Annotated in this window: 12 protein-coding genes; 7 read left to right on the top strand and 5 right to left on the bottom strand. The window is 45.9% G+C overall.

The window, feature by feature from the left end; genetic code table 11:
- Positions 1 to 489 precede the first annotated feature (489 nt).
- Positions 490 to 705: a hypothetical protein gene (locus ACMA1I_RS03890; protein WP_337066974.1), complete on the bottom strand. Its 216-nt coding sequence runs from the start codon at positions 703 to 705 to the stop codon at positions 490 to 492.
- Between the two features lie 921 nt (positions 706 to 1,626).
- Here ACMA1I_RS03890 and ACMA1I_RS03885 point away from each other — a divergent pair.
- From ACMA1I_RS03885 to ACMA1I_RS03860, 6 genes are all read left to right on the top strand, one after another.
- Complete coding sequence (locus ACMA1I_RS03885) at positions 1,627 to 2,136, top strand: DUF1905 domain-containing protein (protein WP_337066973.1); 510 nt, start codon at positions 1,627 to 1,629, stop codon at positions 2,134 to 2,136.
- Between the two features lie 77 nt (positions 2,137 to 2,213).
- Complete coding sequence (locus tag ACMA1I_RS03880; protein ID WP_337066972.1) at positions 2,214 to 3,992, top strand: aminopeptidase P family protein; 1,779 nt, start codon at positions 2,214 to 2,216, stop codon at positions 3,990 to 3,992.
- A 134-nt stretch (positions 3,993 to 4,126) separates the two neighbouring features.
- The gene (locus tag ACMA1I_RS03875) at positions 4,127 to 4,660 is read left to right on the top strand and encodes a hypothetical protein (protein ID WP_337066971.1); all 534 of its coding nucleotides are present in this window, start codon (positions 4,127 to 4,129) and stop codon (positions 4,658 to 4,660) included.
- 88 nt (positions 4,661 to 4,748) lie between these two features.
- Positions 4,749 to 6,656 (top strand): DUF294 nucleotidyltransferase-like domain-containing protein, encoded by a 1,908-nt coding sequence (locus tag ACMA1I_RS03870; RefSeq protein WP_337066970.1) that lies wholly within the window; start codon positions 4,749 to 4,751, stop codon positions 6,654 to 6,656.
- A 112-nt stretch (positions 6,657 to 6,768) separates the two neighbouring features.
- Entirely contained in the window at positions 6,769 to 7,452 is a 684-nt protein-coding gene (locus ACMA1I_RS03865) for a 2'-5' RNA ligase family protein (RefSeq protein ID WP_337066969.1), read from the top strand.
- 190 nt (positions 7,453 to 7,642) lie between these two features.
- Positions 7,643 to 8,554, top strand: a complete 912-nt coding sequence (locus tag ACMA1I_RS03860) for an AEC family transporter (RefSeq protein ID WP_337066968.1) — start codon at positions 7,643 to 7,645, stop codon at positions 8,552 to 8,554.
- A gap of 331 nt (positions 8,555 to 8,885) precedes the next feature.
- On the opposite strand, the gene ACMA1I_RS03855 is transcribed toward ACMA1I_RS03860, so the two are convergent.
- Positions 8,886 to 9,521 (bottom strand): hypothetical protein, encoded by a 636-nt coding sequence (locus ACMA1I_RS03855; protein ID WP_337066967.1) that lies wholly within the window; start codon positions 9,519 to 9,521, stop codon positions 8,886 to 8,888.
- 350 nt (positions 9,522 to 9,871) lie between these two features.
- A complete protein-coding gene (locus ACMA1I_RS03850; protein WP_337067100.1) occupies positions 9,872 to 10,405 on the bottom strand; it encodes a CopD family protein in 534 nt (177 codons plus the stop codon).
- Positions 10,406 to 10,567: 162 nt separating this feature from the next.
- Here ACMA1I_RS03850 and ACMA1I_RS03845 point away from each other — a divergent pair, with 162 nt between their 5' ends.
- Positions 10,568 to 11,671 (top strand): alanine racemase, encoded by a 1,104-nt coding sequence (locus tag ACMA1I_RS03845; RefSeq protein ID WP_337066966.1) that lies wholly within the window; start codon positions 10,568 to 10,570, stop codon positions 11,669 to 11,671.
- Between the two features lie 22 nt (positions 11,672 to 11,693).
- Here ACMA1I_RS03845 and ACMA1I_RS03840 read toward each other — a convergent pair whose 3' ends face one another.
- Both ACMA1I_RS03840 and ACMA1I_RS03835 read right to left on the bottom strand, forming a co-directional pair.
- On the bottom strand, positions 11,694 to 12,554 hold the full coding sequence (locus ACMA1I_RS03840) for a M28 family peptidase (RefSeq protein ID WP_337066965.1): 861 nt from the start codon (positions 12,552 to 12,554) through the stop codon (positions 11,694 to 11,696).
- Positions 12,555 to 12,667: 113 nt separating this feature from the next.
- The gene (locus ACMA1I_RS03835) at positions 12,668 to 13,468 is read right to left on the bottom strand and encodes a hypothetical protein (RefSeq protein ID WP_337066964.1); all 801 of its coding nucleotides are present in this window, start codon (positions 13,466 to 13,468) and stop codon (positions 12,668 to 12,670) included.
- Positions 13,469 to 14,079: the final 611 nt, after the last annotated feature.

The following is a 14,079-nucleotide window of genomic DNA, read 5'->3' as shown; positions in this document are numbered from 1 at the left end:
GATAAAATTTGTATTAAACTGCACTTTTGAAATTTCTTTGAAATATTATATTCTATATTTTGAATGAATCTAGCATATATACTTATGTGGGCAGAAAAAGATGTGCTTTTTTCGAATATTATGAATAATTAATATCTAAAGTCAGTAAAAACGCTATATAATAAACTTATGTACTCAAAAATTAATATTTAGAAGTGCGAAAAGTGCCTCTGTTATAGTGTAACCCTACATAGCTTTAACTTAATACGAGAGGAAAGACAGGTATAGTTATTGAAAAGGTGCTTCTGGATAGCTGCTCTAGAAGATAAATGAAGCAAGGAGCATGAATAAAAGTTACATGTATAAATAAAGAGGACTATTTAGTAACTGTCCTACAGGAAGCCGGTTGTACGCTTAAACTAAAACGGGGAACCAGCGCTCAACTTGCAATATACTGCTTGTAAAGCGCTGGCTCCCCGTTAAGATGGGAGGCGAAATATTATTTAAATACTACTCAATCCATTTAGTTCTTTTCTGAATAGGTTGAGCTTGATGAGATTTGGTTCTTAAACGCACTATATCAGAAGGTTTACGCGTCATTTGTTGCGCGTAGCCTTGTTTATGTTCTACAATACTTCCTTTTAACTGCCATCCTTTTGAGAATAAACCGGATACTTCTGCTGCAAGCGATTCTAAGTTGGGTGCTACTACTATACTAAATTCCATATCTCTTACCTATCTAATTAACTTGATACAAGATAGAAAATATTTAAATAGGTTGTATCGATCCGCTACGGAAAAGTTAAGAAAATGTTTAAAATTTGTTAATTAATTTGCTGAATATAAATAAAACAACCTGTTTTATTAAATTTATAGCATTAAGGTAGTAATCCATTACAATTGCTAATTGAACTTACTTGTTGTTTAAACTAGAATTATCAAAATTAACTAGTAGTTGTTTAGTGCAAAAAAGGCTATTGAACTTTAGGTTAGCCTAACAACAATTATTTGAATGAAAAAAGCCTTCCAGAGGTAATGTTCAGTTTATTAACACAAGGGTGGAATGCGTTAGTTGTGCTTTACCATGCCTGCTTCTAATACTACGGCTCTGTTTTGGGAGTATAAATGCTTGTAAATTAATATGATATAGAGGTTGTTTGCTTTGTGTAAGCTGCGGCTCATTATCCCTGTTTCCTAAGCTGTGTCTACTAAATTACCTATGCTTTTTTCTAGGAAGTAAACTTATACTAGTTAGTCGATCCAATGTTATGGAAAGTTCACGTCATTAAGAAGACGTAGTCAATTTTTTAATGTTATAGATGAAGTTCAGAAGAAGCTTGGGACCAAACAAGGACAAAAGTGCTCTGGAAGGAAATTTTTGTTTGAATAATTTAAAGGTGTAATATAAATTTAAAATACTGTATGCTTTGTTAAGTGAGGTGAGAGTTTTAAGGGTAAATAGTTTTTCTACCTTTATGAATCAAAAAATAGTTGATTTTTAGAAGGTGTCAAGAGCGGCAAATCGATATGTTATATAAGCTCAATTGCCAAAGTTTACTAAATACCTTTTTATATTTCTGAACTTAGAAGCAGGCATTATAATGGCACTGATACAAACCTTAAGTTAAAAATTAGAAATCGGTCCTCATGCTACCTATTCAGTTTACCACACATATAGATCATTTACTTAAACTGAAGCTGCATTACCTCGAAGTGCCGGAAGAAGTGGTGCAGGCGCTGGGAGGTAAATTTAAGGTTCGGCTGATTTGTACCGTAAATGGGGCGGTTAGCTACCAATGCGGCCTGGTGGCGCTTGGGCAGGGGCGAGGTTATATTACCATCTCAGGTAGCCGCATGAAGCAAGCGCACCTAAGGCGGGGAGATAAGGTACAGGTGCTGCTCGAGAAAGATGATAGTGAGTATGGTGCAGAGGTGCCGGAAGAACTGGAGGAGCTGTTAAGGCAGGATGAGGAGGGGAACAGACGCTTTGCACTCCTGGCGCCTGGCATGAAGCGGTACATCATTCAGTATGTAGCCGGTGTTAAAAGTAGCCAGTTGCGCCTAGATCGGGCCCTGCTTTTGATCGGGAACCTGAAGCTGTTACGGCCTGGTAAAGAAACATTCAGAGAAATACTTGGAAAAGGAAAACGCCTTTAAGCTCTTTGCAGCAGTGGTTTTTCTGTGCCGTTCATCCATTTTTCGTATATTTTGCTTTTTTAAAGCGTACAATAATCATGACATATAAAGAAAGACTAGCTGCCATCAGAACCCAAATGAAAACTGATGGCGTAAGCGCCTATATTATTCCTTCTGCTGATCCGCATATAAGTGAATACCTGCCAGAGAGATATAAATGCATTTATTTTGCTTCAGGCTTTACTGGGTCTGCTGGTACGTTGGTGGTAACAGCTACATTCGCCGGTCTCTGGACAGATGCACGTTATTTTGAGCAGGCCGCCGACCAACTTGCCGACACTGGTTTTGAGTTAGTTAAAATGAAGGCGCAAGGGGTACCGGAGTATATACAGTGGCTGGGAGAGGAGCTTAGCAAGGATGAAGTTGTAGCTTTTGATGCTCGCCTGATATCGGTGCAACTGGCGCAGCTGCTGGAGCAGCAGTTGGCGCCACTCGGACTTTCCATAGCCTCCGACCGAAATTATCTTGACCCAATTTGGCCAGACAGACCTCCGCTGCCGGTCGCACCTGCTTACTTGATTTCTGAAGAGATAACAGGCAAATCTACTGCCGAGAAGTTGAAAGATCTGCGGCAAGCATTGCAGAAGCAACGGACGCAGTTTCATCTTATTTCTTCGTTAGATGATCTGGCCTGGCTCTTTAATATCAGAGGAAGCGATGTGAAGTGTAACCCGGTGGTGCTGTGTTTCGCCCTGATCAGCCAGGATGCAGCCACCTTATATATAGACCTGGAGAAGCTAAGCGAGCAGGAGCAAGGCCAACTGCAGCTTACTGGCATTACCCTGCAGCCTTATGGTGAGGTTGAAAGTGCTCTGGCTGCCTTGCCAGCCGATGCATCCGTGTTAATTGATCCGAAGCGGAACTGCTTTGCGCTCTATAAACTGTTGCCCGCCTCTGTTCGTGTGGTGCAGGATACAAATCCAACCACTTATTTTAAAGCCATTAAAAATGAGACGGAGGTAGCAAATACCCGCCTGACCATGGTAAAAGACGGAGTGGCCATCACTAAGTTTTTTAAATGGCTTGAGGAAAACATTGGGAACATTGCCATGTCTGAGTTAAGTGTAGAGGAGCGGCTGCAGCAATTCAGGGCCGACCAGGATGGTTTTATAGGATCCAGTTTCGATACCATTGCAGGCTACAGAGCACATGGTGCTTTGCCACACTACCGGGCAACTGCGGCAAGCAACTCTGAGCTGCAGCCGGACGGTCTGCTGCTTGTGGATTCCGGAGGGCAATACAATACCGGCACCACCGATATAACCAGAGTCGTGTCGCTGGGAAACCTTACTGAGGAAGAGAGCGTGGATTATACTCTGGTGCTGAAAGGTATGATAGACGGTGCTACTGCCCGTTTTCCAAAAGGTACTTATGGTTACCAGATCGATGCCATCACCCGAAGGCCATTGTGGGAGTTTGGCCGCAACTATGGCCATGGCACTGGGCACGGCGTTGGTTTTGCCCTGAATGTTCACGAAGGGCCGCATGTATTTAACCCGTCGCCTACTCCAATTGCGATAGAATTAGGAACCATTACGTCCGTGGAGCCAGGCATCTACAGACCCGGGAGGCATGGCATCCGTATCGAAAACCTGGTGCTCACTGTGCCAGACCAGGAAAATGAGTTTGGAGTGTTCTACACCTTCGAGCATCTTACCCTGGCTCTAATCGATACAGCACCTGTTAAGAAAGACTTGCTGGAGCCATTCCACATCAGTTGGCTTAATGCCTATAACCAACAAGTGGTAGAAAAACTGAGTCCTTACCTCACGGAAGAGGAGCAAGACTGGCTTCAGCGGAAAGCGAAAGCTATTTGATGAAGTGTGCAACAAGCTAAACGGAGGCAAAGGCGTTACAAAATTATTTAAATGAAAATAGCATTCCAGAGGGTTTTAAGGTATGTTTAGCCAAAGGGCAGAAGAGGCCGGTTGCCCGTCTCTACTCAGAAATTATGGGAAATACGAAGTATTCTGATTTCAAAGCGAGAAGCTATTCTACGGGGCCTGCCTTGCTAGGCCTGTTGCTTATTGGTGCTGGCATTGTTTCCATCCTAAGCCCATTTGTGCTCAACGACCCTGACTCGCTTGTAAGATCCTTGGTGGTGGGCGGAGTCGCTGTTTTGCTGGGTGCAATAGCTGTATCGGCTTATAAAGGCACCTTGCTTGATTTGGAAGCGAGGCGTGTAAATAATTACTCCTCGTTTCTGGGTATCAAGTTCGGGAAATGGACGGCTTTGCCTCCGGTATCCAAAGTAGCGGTAGTACCGGCTTCCTACAAAACAACGAACACACCTAACGGCATAAGTCCGACTTGGTCTGGGACAGTAATAGCTTACAAAATAATCTTATGTGCCGCCAATACGGCCGCCTCTCCATCGTTTTCTTTTGCCGACAGGGCACGGGCCGTAGCCGAGGCTGAAAAGCTGGCCGGCAGCCTGCAGGTACCCTGCGACATTAGAGTAGAAAAGGAGTTTGAGAGAAGGTAACTCACATAGGCTGCTGCTGTTCCTGCAACTTGCGGTGGTTCCGCAGAATTTGATATCTTTATAGTTCCTGTACTATACCTGATAGGCTATGCACAACAAACTAGCATTTCTGAAAACTGTAAGACCCTTTGATATCCTTCCGGACGATGTGCTGGAGGGCGTGGTGGAGCTGTTGCAGGAAGTCCGTCATACCAAAGAAGCTGTTATTTACCACCAGGAAGTTACCAAAATGCCTGGGGTAGATATAATTGTGGAGGGCGAATACGAAGCTTTTTTCTACGATAGCACCCAAACCCGCCGGGTAATTGAATACCACCGGCCTGGCTACTGCTTTGGTGGTGTTTCTGTATTGCTCAACCGCAAACGCTCCCTGCGCACAGTTATCGCTAAAAAAGGTACGTTGGTGTACTTCCTGCCCCGCAAAGATTTCAAAGCCCTGTGCCAGGCCTACGAAGAGTTTCTGCACTACTTTACTGCTGAGTTTGGGAAGCGTATGATCGATGATGAATATGCTCACTTTGTGAAGCGGCCCATTACCTACGACGAGAACTTTATAGCCTCCGACCAGCTCTACACCAAGAAAGTGGAAACCATAGAGTACCGAGAGGTGGTGTCGTGTGCGCAGCAAACACCTATTTTTGAGGTGGCGCAACTCATGGCAGAGCATAAAACCAGCTGTTTGTTTGTGAAGGACGAGCAGCAGGACATTATCGGGTATGTAACCGACATTACCTTGCGCGACAATGTAGTGGCACGGCAAGTGCCGGTGCAAAAGCCTGTAAAAGAGATTATGGACAACCCAACTGTCTCCATAAACACGCAGGCCTATGTGTATGAAGCCATCCTGATGATGTTCCAGACCAAAACCCGGTACATGCTCATCGAGGAAAACGGAAACTACCTGGGTAGCATCAGCCGGAACAAGTTGCTGAGTGAGCAGGCGCAGTCGCCGTTTATGTTCATTCAGTCGGTAAAGCTGGCCAGGTCGGTAGGGGAGCTGCGGAAAAAATGGTACAAGGTGCCGGAAATTGTGTTTCAGTTGCTCGACCGCGGTGTAAAAGCCGAAATCGTGAACCAGATGATCACCACCATTTCTGATACCATTGCCGTAAAGGTTATTGAAGAAGTCATAAACGAGATTGGGCAACCTCCCGCCAAGTTCGTGTTTATGGTGCTCGGCAGCGAAGGCCGCAAAGAGCAAACTCTTAAAACCGACCAAGACAACGCCATTATTTACGAAGACAAAGCCAATGAGCAGCGGGAGCTTGTCAGGGAGTATTTTCTTCGGTTTGCCGATATGGTGTCGGAGCGGCTAAACAGCATTGGTTTCAGTTTCTGCACCGGCGGCTTTATGGCCAAAAACCCAAAATGGACGCACTCGCTCTCGCACTGGAAGCGCAATTACGAAAGTTGGATTAGTGAGGCTGTACCAGAAACTGTGATCAAGTTCTCTACTTTTTTCGACTGTCGCTATCTGTATGGCGAGCCAGCTATTATAGAGGAATTAAAAGATTTTCTGGATGAGGAGTTGCAGAAGCCATTAGGCAAGCTGTTCTTTCATATGGGCAATAATGCACTGCAGTACGAGCCGCCTCTCACATTTTTCAAAAACATCAAAACTTTTACCAAAGACTCCAAAGAGGTTTTCGATATTAAAAAAGCCATGACACCTATTGTGGACCTGGTGCGGGTGTATGCCTTGAAGAACAGGATTTTTAAAACCAACACCGGGGAGCGCCTGCAGGAGCTGAAAGGAAAAGGCGTTTTTACGGAGGCAGAGGTGCAGGAACTATTGCAGTCTTACTACTTTCTGATGAGTTTGCGACTGAAAAAGCAGGCGGGCCAGATCATTAACGACAAAAAAGAACCCGACAATTACGTAGACCTTCGCAGCCTGACGAAAATAGAGCAGGTTACGCTGAGGGAAATATTTAAGACGATCAGCAATTTTCAGTCTTATATAAAAGTAGAGTTCAAAAATTCGCTGTTCGCCTGATATTCTACCTAAAGTCAATTAGAACCCTTGCCCGGCATAGACTAAAACAGGCTCCGGAAGGCTATTTTCATTAGAGGAATCAAAATATCATTTTTATATATGGTTATTGAGCATGCAGCTAGCAATGCATTATGATCAGTTGTGGCAAAGTTCTCTCCAGCACTTCCGGAAGGGAGAGTTTGAGCTGGATCCTTTAATTGAGGATAAACAGGATAACCGGCTAGGATTGACGTTGTTGGCGCGCATTCAGGCTGATGTAGACGATCGGATTCAGGCCTTGATAAATGAACTGCAGCAGGTAGAGCCGGCTCAATATTATTACCCTCCCTCAGATCGGCACCTGACGCTTCTTTCTATTATATCATGCTACAGTGGTTTTGAGCTGAGCCAGATTGCATTAGAAGAGTACCTTGCGGTGGTGCAGGAGTCGCTGCAGGGAATATCACCTTTTTCGGTCGAGATAAAAGGAATTACGGCTTCACCCTCCTGTATTCTATTGCAGGGTTTTCCGGTGGGAGAGCAGCTGGGGCAACTCCGCAACCAGCTTCGCCAACGTTTTAAGGCTTCCGGGCTACAGCATTCCATAGATAAGCGCTATGCCATTATAACAGCCCATAGCACGATGGTTCGGTTTAAGGCCCCGCTCCAGCAACCACAGCTGTTTCTGAAAAAGCTCCAGCAATACCGCGACTATAACTTCGGAACCACCACCATTAAGGAGGCTGAGTTGGTTTGCAACGATTGGTACCAACGCGAAAAGCACGTAAAGCTACTGCACACTTTCCCGTTACGCTAGGGGCGGCTCAGGTGGCGCAAGGCCAAATTCTTCCAATGAAAATAGCCTTCCGGAGGCTTTTTAACTGCTCTCTGGACAAGGGTTTTTTATGTAAGGAGCGTACTGCTTTCTGCCTTTTTCTGTCTTTAAAGCAGCAGCAGCTGCTTTTTGTCCTGAGATGTACGTACCTTCGGGCCAGTCCGAAAAAAATATGAGTAGCTTTCTTCTGCTTTTTATATGCCTGCTAATTGGTGTGCTGCTGCGGCGGGTGCGTGCTTTTCCGAGCGCCACGCCTATGGCGCTGAACCAATTTGTGATTTACATTTCGTTGCCTGCGCTGGCTCTTAATTTTATTCCCGAAATAGAACTAACGCGCACACTGTTGCTGCCCGTGGCAGTGGCCTGGATCTGTTTTGGCGTGTCGGCGTTGCTGTTCGGGAGCCTGGGTAAACTTTATGGCTGGTCACGGAAGCTAACTGGTTGCCTGATACTAATGTCGGGCCTGAGCAATACCTCCTTTGTCGGGTTTCCTATTATAGAGGCACTTTATGGTGAAAGCGGACTTAAAATTGCCATTCTGGTAGATCAGCCGGGCTCTTTTGTAGCGCTCTCTACCGTTGGTATTGCAGTGGCGGCCTCTTTTTCTAAAGGTGAGGCCAGTGCCAAAGCTATCTTAAAAAAGATTGCAACGTTTCCGCCATTGCTATCGTTTTTTGTGGCACTTGGCATGAGTTTGATGGGGTGGCACTTCCCCGAGGAGCTGCGGGAGGTCTTTCAGCGGCTAGGTAGCACTGTTACGCCTTTGGCGCTGGTGTCGGTGGGGATGCAGCTGCGGGTGGAGCGGCACAGCAAGCACTGGCGCTTTATGTTTTTAGGTCTGGCTTACCAGTTGTTACTGGCACCGGCCATTATATTGGCACTTTATGCAGGGCTTTTTAATACCCGGGGCGAAATTCTGCATGTGAGCGTGATGGAGGCTGCTATGTCGCCCATGATTGCACCTTCTATTGTAGCTGCTACTTACGGCCTGAAGCCTCGACTGGCAAACATGATGGTAGGGTTTGGTCTGCCGCTGTCTTTTATAACGCTGGTATTCTGGTATTGGGTGTTGTCTCTGGTCTAACTTCTTCAATATTAATTAAAAAAGCCCTGTTATGTTAAGAGGTGGTTTAAGTTCTGGAAGGGCATTTCTATTAGAATAATTTAGGCTGTGCGGAAGACAATTATTGTTGAATTGTTTCATTGCCTGAGTCTTTGTCCTATATGTCTTGCTACAGGGAACCACATCGCCTGCGCCACCCCTCCTTGAAAAAAGGAGGAGTGAACCAACATAAAGCAAGACAATTCTTGATTTATCCGGAAGGCCATTTATATTACAATAATTGGGTCTGAGTTGTCAGCTACAGTTCCTCCTGCCAACCTGCTTTTGATGATTCTGCCGCACCCTTAGTAGCTTATTCCGGCTCCTGATAAGTGTCGAGCTTTATTTTTTCGATGAGCAGGTAGTTCTTGAACTGGTGAATGAGCCGGTCCATTTCTTTCTCTTTTACCTCCAGCGCCTCCATTTCCTCATCTGAGGTGTCGAGCACTGGTTTCAGTCTTGAGAGGCTATCGTTAAGTTGTACAATGGCTTCTTCGGTATGTGTTTTCAGTTCCTGGTTTTCTTCCACTAAAATGCCCTGTTCCAGTTCCACAATGTAGGCTTCCAGAAACTTAACCATATCCCAGGGGTTATTGGGTCGGTTCCAGGTAAAGGTAATGTTACAGCGGCGGCATTTGTAGGTATTGCATTTCCAGCCGCGCTCCGTGGTGGTGCTGCCGGTGCGTTTCAGCATATCGGCTTTCTGGCAGGTAGGGCACTGGGCGTTATCTTCAATCAATGCCTTCAGGCGTTCTCTTTTGTCCAGAATGGCAGACCGGTTATGGGCATGGTTGTAGAGCTGCGTTTCGAGATTTTGGCAGGCGGTGGTCAGTTGAGTGTGTTCAGGGCTAATTTCGCCGCTCTCCATCATCTGCTTGGCGCGTTTCCCAAAAAAACTGATCAGTTTAATTAATTCTCGTTCGGTGGCTTTCAGTTCTGCTTGCTTCATGTATGAGGTTTAATAACACAAAGGTACAAATTTTTTTAAACTGGCCGGAGAGAGCCAACTGCTGCCTTCACAGCTAAACCTAGAACAGACAAAGGAAGGCACAAACCTCCATTTTTTAATGGGTTGGCATAGCGGATATTTTTGCTGGTCCGGCCTAAGCAACCAGAGGAAATTATGCTAATGAAAAAGGCCTTCCGGAGGCAATATTTCTTTGTAAACTAAAGGTTTAACCCTTGTGAACTAAAGAATATCCTTTAGCGCGTGGCTATGTTTTTTCTATGTCTACAACCATGGGAGGTTTGTTTCCTACTCACTACCAAGTCTCCCGATGCACTTTCCCAATCAAAAACCTATTTGCCAGACTCCCGGAGGCGTTTGTAGATGCGGATGGCAAGCATAAGCATAGCTGAAAAAAGGAGCAACCCAATAATACCCCAAAGCATGCTCAAGGAGCTTTTAAGTACCACCAGAAAAACAATGCTGATGAGAAACACGGTGGCTACTTCGTTCCAGAGCCGCAATTGGTTAGAACTGTATTTTACCAGACCCGCCTGCTGCTGCTTAAAGAGGGCATGACACAGAAAGTGGTATACATACAAGCCTGCCACAAAACATAGTTTCCAGATAAGCCAGGAGGGCACGCTTCCGTAAAGGTGCAGGATGAGCAAACCGAAAATGAGCGTAAGTATTGCAGAGGGCCAGGTAATGCCATACCAAAGCCGCTTTTGCATTAGCTGGTACTGTTCCTGCAGGATGCTGCGTTGTGGTTCGGGTTTCTCGCTGGCTTCGGCAAAGTATATAAAGAGGCGCACAATGTAAAACAAACCGGCAAACCAGGTAACAACAAAAATTATGTGCAGAGCTTTTATATAGAAAAAATACATCGCGAAAGTTGGAGCCACTCCTGACTGGCTTTTTTGCAAAGGTAAGGGTTCAGCTAAAATTTAAATGATTTATCTCTTTTAAATATAGCTGTGCTGAGGGCAGTAAAGCTAAAGAATTATAAATTGCAGCTGGTAAATTGTAAGGCAAAACCAGCGAAACTTATGAAAATTACGTCTCCTACTTTACTTCTGGACAAAGGCAAGTGTATCCGGAATATTCGCATGATGGTAGAGAAGGCGAATCGAAATGAAGTAAGGTTGCGACCACATTTTAAAACGCATCAATCGGCTCAGGTGGGGGAGTGGTTCCGCGAAATGGGGGTAGAGGCTATAACAGTATCTTCGCTACGTATGGCGGCCTACTTTGCCCGGCACGGCTGGAGAGATATTCTGGTGGCCTTTCCGGTTAACCTTCTTGAGCTGGAAACAATAAACGAACTGGCTGCTACCATACGCCTGCACCTGGTGGTAGTGAATATGGAATCGCTGGAGGTGCTCGACAAACAGTTGCAGCACCCAGTGTATGTATGGGTTAAAATAGACACCGGTTATCGTAGAACAGGCGTATTGCCGCACAACCACGCCGAACTTGATCCCATGCTGCAGCTATTGCTGCAAAGTGACAAGCTTTATTTTGAAGGTTTTTTAGCGCACGACGGGCATACATACAAGCAAACGGACACCGAGGCTATCCAGACCATTCATAATACGAGTGTTTATTTGCTACACTTGCTCCGGAAGCGTTACCACCACCTTTTTCCTGATATCCTGCTCTCTATCGGCGACACGCCTTCCTGCAGTGTGCTGGAAAACCTGACAGGGGTGGATGAAATAAGACCGGGAAACTTCGTGTTTTACGACCTGACGCAACAACGTATTGGCTCCTGTACGTTTGAAGAAATAGCCGTGTGTATGGCCTGCCCCATCGTAGCCAAGCACTCCGACCGTAACGAGATCATCTTGTATGGCGGAGGCGTGCACTTTTCAAAAGACTTTTTAGTACAAGAGGACAGCTCGCTCCTATATGGGCGTGTTGTAGAACCAACCAACTACGGCTGGTCGACTCCTATAGACGATATGCAGTTGGTGTCGCTGTCGCAGGAACATGGGGTGGTAAGCGCCTCAGATGAGCAATTTGAAAAATACGACGTAGGGGACCTGCTGTATGTATTACCCATCCACTCCTGTCTTACCTCTAACCTGATGAAGCGCTATCTGACTCTGGAAGGGGAGTGGCTGGAGCACCTTTCGGGTACACCGTTATAAAGTCGTGTGGGGGTTGCTACACTTATAGATTAATCAGCGCTCCGTACACGCCGTCTACCACAGCCGTCATCCTGTCAAAGTCCAGAGTATCGATCGTGTCGCTTTTTTGGTGATAGTGGGGGTTCCGCAGAAATGAAGAATCGTTTATCATAATGGCCTCCACATTGTATCGCCAGTAATTGCGGTGGTCCGATAAGCCTGCCAGGCCCATGCCGATGGGCAGGTTAACCGACTGTACATCTATTGTGGTATGCTGCTGCATGAGGTGCTGCATGTTTCGGGTAAATGCCTCCTGCCCCTGTTTCCCAACTACGACAATAAAGTTACCCGTGTTGGGGTAAAACTGCCGCATGGCCTCATCCGGAAATCGTTGGGAGTTAGGCTCGTCCGAAAAATACCCGATCATTTCGAAGCAGATCATGTATTTTACCTTTACTCCTTGTTCATGTAAGTATTTGGCATGCACCGCACTTCCCATATTATCTGTGGCGAAATAAGGCGGCTCTTCCAGCGAATAGGCAACAAACTCTACGGCATAAGGTAACTTTGGCCTGGCGCTAAACAGCAGTCTGGCCGTTTCTAGTAAACCTGCCACACCACTGGCATTGTCGTCGGCTCCAGGTTGGTCGCCGCAAACATCGTAGTGTGCTCCAACCACCACGCGTTCCTGTTCCTCTTTTCCGTAAAGCAACCTGATGTTGCGGTAATTTTCTCCGTTTACTTTAAATACCTGATCTTCTTCGGCATTACCTAATTCTCTAAAGGCATCGGAAATGTAGTTGGCGGCCTTGTTGAGAGCCTGTAACTGCTGGTAATTGCGGGCTGGGTTCATTGATGTCAGGAACTCAACATCTTTATAAAGGTTCTTTTTATTTGCTTTCATAAAAGAAGGCTGACGTAAGATTTTTATATAGGGATATTCGGCACGGGGTGCAGGTGAAAAAAGAAAGGCTGGCATTGCACCAGCCTTTCCTGCTCTATAAAACATGAACAAAACTAAAAGCCTTGCTCGCCATAGCCACCACTATAATAGCCACTTAAGCCGTATGGTTTGTTCTGCTCTTCGCCCGGTCTTCTTAAGGATCCGTAATTTCCATCGTTGGAGCCATAGTCGCCCCGGCTGATGCGATCAGAATTGCTGCCCATGTAGTAGCCATAGCCAGCTTCCTGGTTTCTGTCGCGGTACGAATTGTAGTCGCTATCATTGAAATCGTAGCTGTTCTGCCTGCTTCCCTGAAACCTTCTGGAAGTGTCGGAGCCATACAAGTCCTGGCTAGCGGATGTTCTGTTGCTGCCCCTGTTGAACTGGTTGCCCCGTGATCCACGGTTGTCTTCCCAGCCTTGGTTGCTGTACCCGCTGGTGCCACCGTATCTCTGGCTACCGGCATACCCGCTGTTGCGGTTGTTGTCGTACATGTTTCTTCGTCCGCTGTCGTAGAACCTGCTATCGTTGTCGTGCTGATTGTGTTGTGAGCCGTAGCCACCGCGAGAGCTGCCATAGCCCTGCGCTCCACCATAGCTGCCCATATTGCCATAGTTGCGGGATGAACTGTAGGAATTGTCCTGGTCTAACTGTGAGCCGTATCCGCCTAATGCATCGCCCTGAAAACCATAGTTGCTGCGGCTGCGGTATTGCCCCTGATCTGGCGACACATAACTTCCACGTCGCTCCTGCTGAGGAGAGTAGGTGGAATGTTGCTGCTCAGGATGTCGGTATCTTTCCGACCGCCGGGTATGAAACTCCTCATCGGAGTGTTGCCAGCGGTTTTGGTCGTAATCTGAATCATGTCTGTTCATAGCTTTTGTGTTTAGTTTAACATAAAGCACTAAATGCTGCTTATGTATACTAACGAATAGTAGTGTAAGGAGTTTAGTTTGAACAAAGACAATAGTAAGGGGGGCAGTAGTAATATCTGTGCGCAAAACCTGAACCGGTGAAGAGCCAGTTAATCAGGCACCTTCTGTCGCGCCTCTCTTGTCAAAGAGGAAATTTTCGGAAGATAAAGTGTGTTTGCAGCTTAGAGAAAAGCACGAGGCAAAGGCACAGAAAATAAAATACTATTTAGCCCAATTACTCAAACATACCCTAAGCCCTTTCAAGCCATTTTGACTCTGGAAGGGCTTTTTCATTAGCATAATTCTTTTTTGTGGGAGAGGATTTGAAACAATGTATTTTGAGAGGAAGCCTTACGACAATGCGCTATCAGAAAGTAAAATGTTTGGGAAACGCGATACCAAACACTAACAAGAGGTTATTCCGAGCTTGCCGATGAAAGTATTTGGTACTTGACGACGAGTGACTGATTTCTCGAAGAGGTCACTATGACACACCAGTGAAAGCTCATGTGGTGCTAAGGCAGACAGTTGGCAGCAGGACAATAGCTTGTTTCAGGTTTCTGAAATCGGGC

The organism is Pontibacter sp. 13R65, from assembly GCF_047525655.1.
In the GTDB taxonomy this organism is placed as follows: Bacteria; Bacteroidota; Bacteroidia; order Cytophagales; family Hymenobacteraceae; genus Pontibacter.
This window is presented reverse-complemented; position numbering and strand designations above follow the sequence as displayed.

Coding starts and splice junctions, on each gene's coding strand:
- ACMA1I_RS03875 (WP_337066971.1), top strand. CDS start 4,127: ATGGGAAATACGAAGTATTCTGATTTCAAAGCGAGAAGCTATTCTACG.
- ACMA1I_RS03850 (WP_337067100.1), bottom strand. CDS start 10,405: ATGTATTTTTTCTATATAAAAGCTCTGCACATAATTTTTGTTGTTACC.
- ACMA1I_RS03865 (WP_337066969.1), top strand. CDS start 6,769: ATGCAGCTAGCAATGCATTATGATCAGTTGTGGCAAAGTTCTCTCCAG.
- ACMA1I_RS03860 (WP_337066968.1), top strand. CDS start 7,643: ATGAGTAGCTTTCTTCTGCTTTTTATATGCCTGCTAATTGGTGTGCTG.
- ACMA1I_RS03885 (WP_337066973.1), top strand. CDS start 1,627: ATGCTACCTATTCAGTTTACCACACATATAGATCATTTACTTAAACTG.
- ACMA1I_RS03845 (WP_337066966.1), top strand. CDS start 10,568: ATGAAAATTACGTCTCCTACTTTACTTCTGGACAAAGGCAAGTGTATC.
- ACMA1I_RS03880 (WP_337066972.1), top strand. CDS start 2,214: ATGACATATAAAGAAAGACTAGCTGCCATCAGAACCCAAATGAAAACT.
- ACMA1I_RS03870 (WP_337066970.1), top strand. CDS start 4,749: ATGCACAACAAACTAGCATTTCTGAAAACTGTAAGACCCTTTGATATC.
- ACMA1I_RS03890 (WP_337066974.1), bottom strand. CDS start 705: ATGGAATTTAGTATAGTAGTAGCACCCAACTTAGAATCGCTTGCAGCA.
- ACMA1I_RS03835 (WP_337066964.1), bottom strand. CDS start 13,468: ATGAACAGACATGATTCAGATTACGACCAAAACCGCTGGCAACACTCC.
- ACMA1I_RS03855 (WP_337066967.1), bottom strand. CDS start 9,521: ATGAAGCAAGCAGAACTGAAAGCCACCGAACGAGAATTAATTAAACTG.
- ACMA1I_RS03840 (WP_337066965.1), bottom strand. CDS start 12,554: ATGAAAGCAAATAAAAAGAACCTTTATAAAGATGTTGAGTTCCTGACA.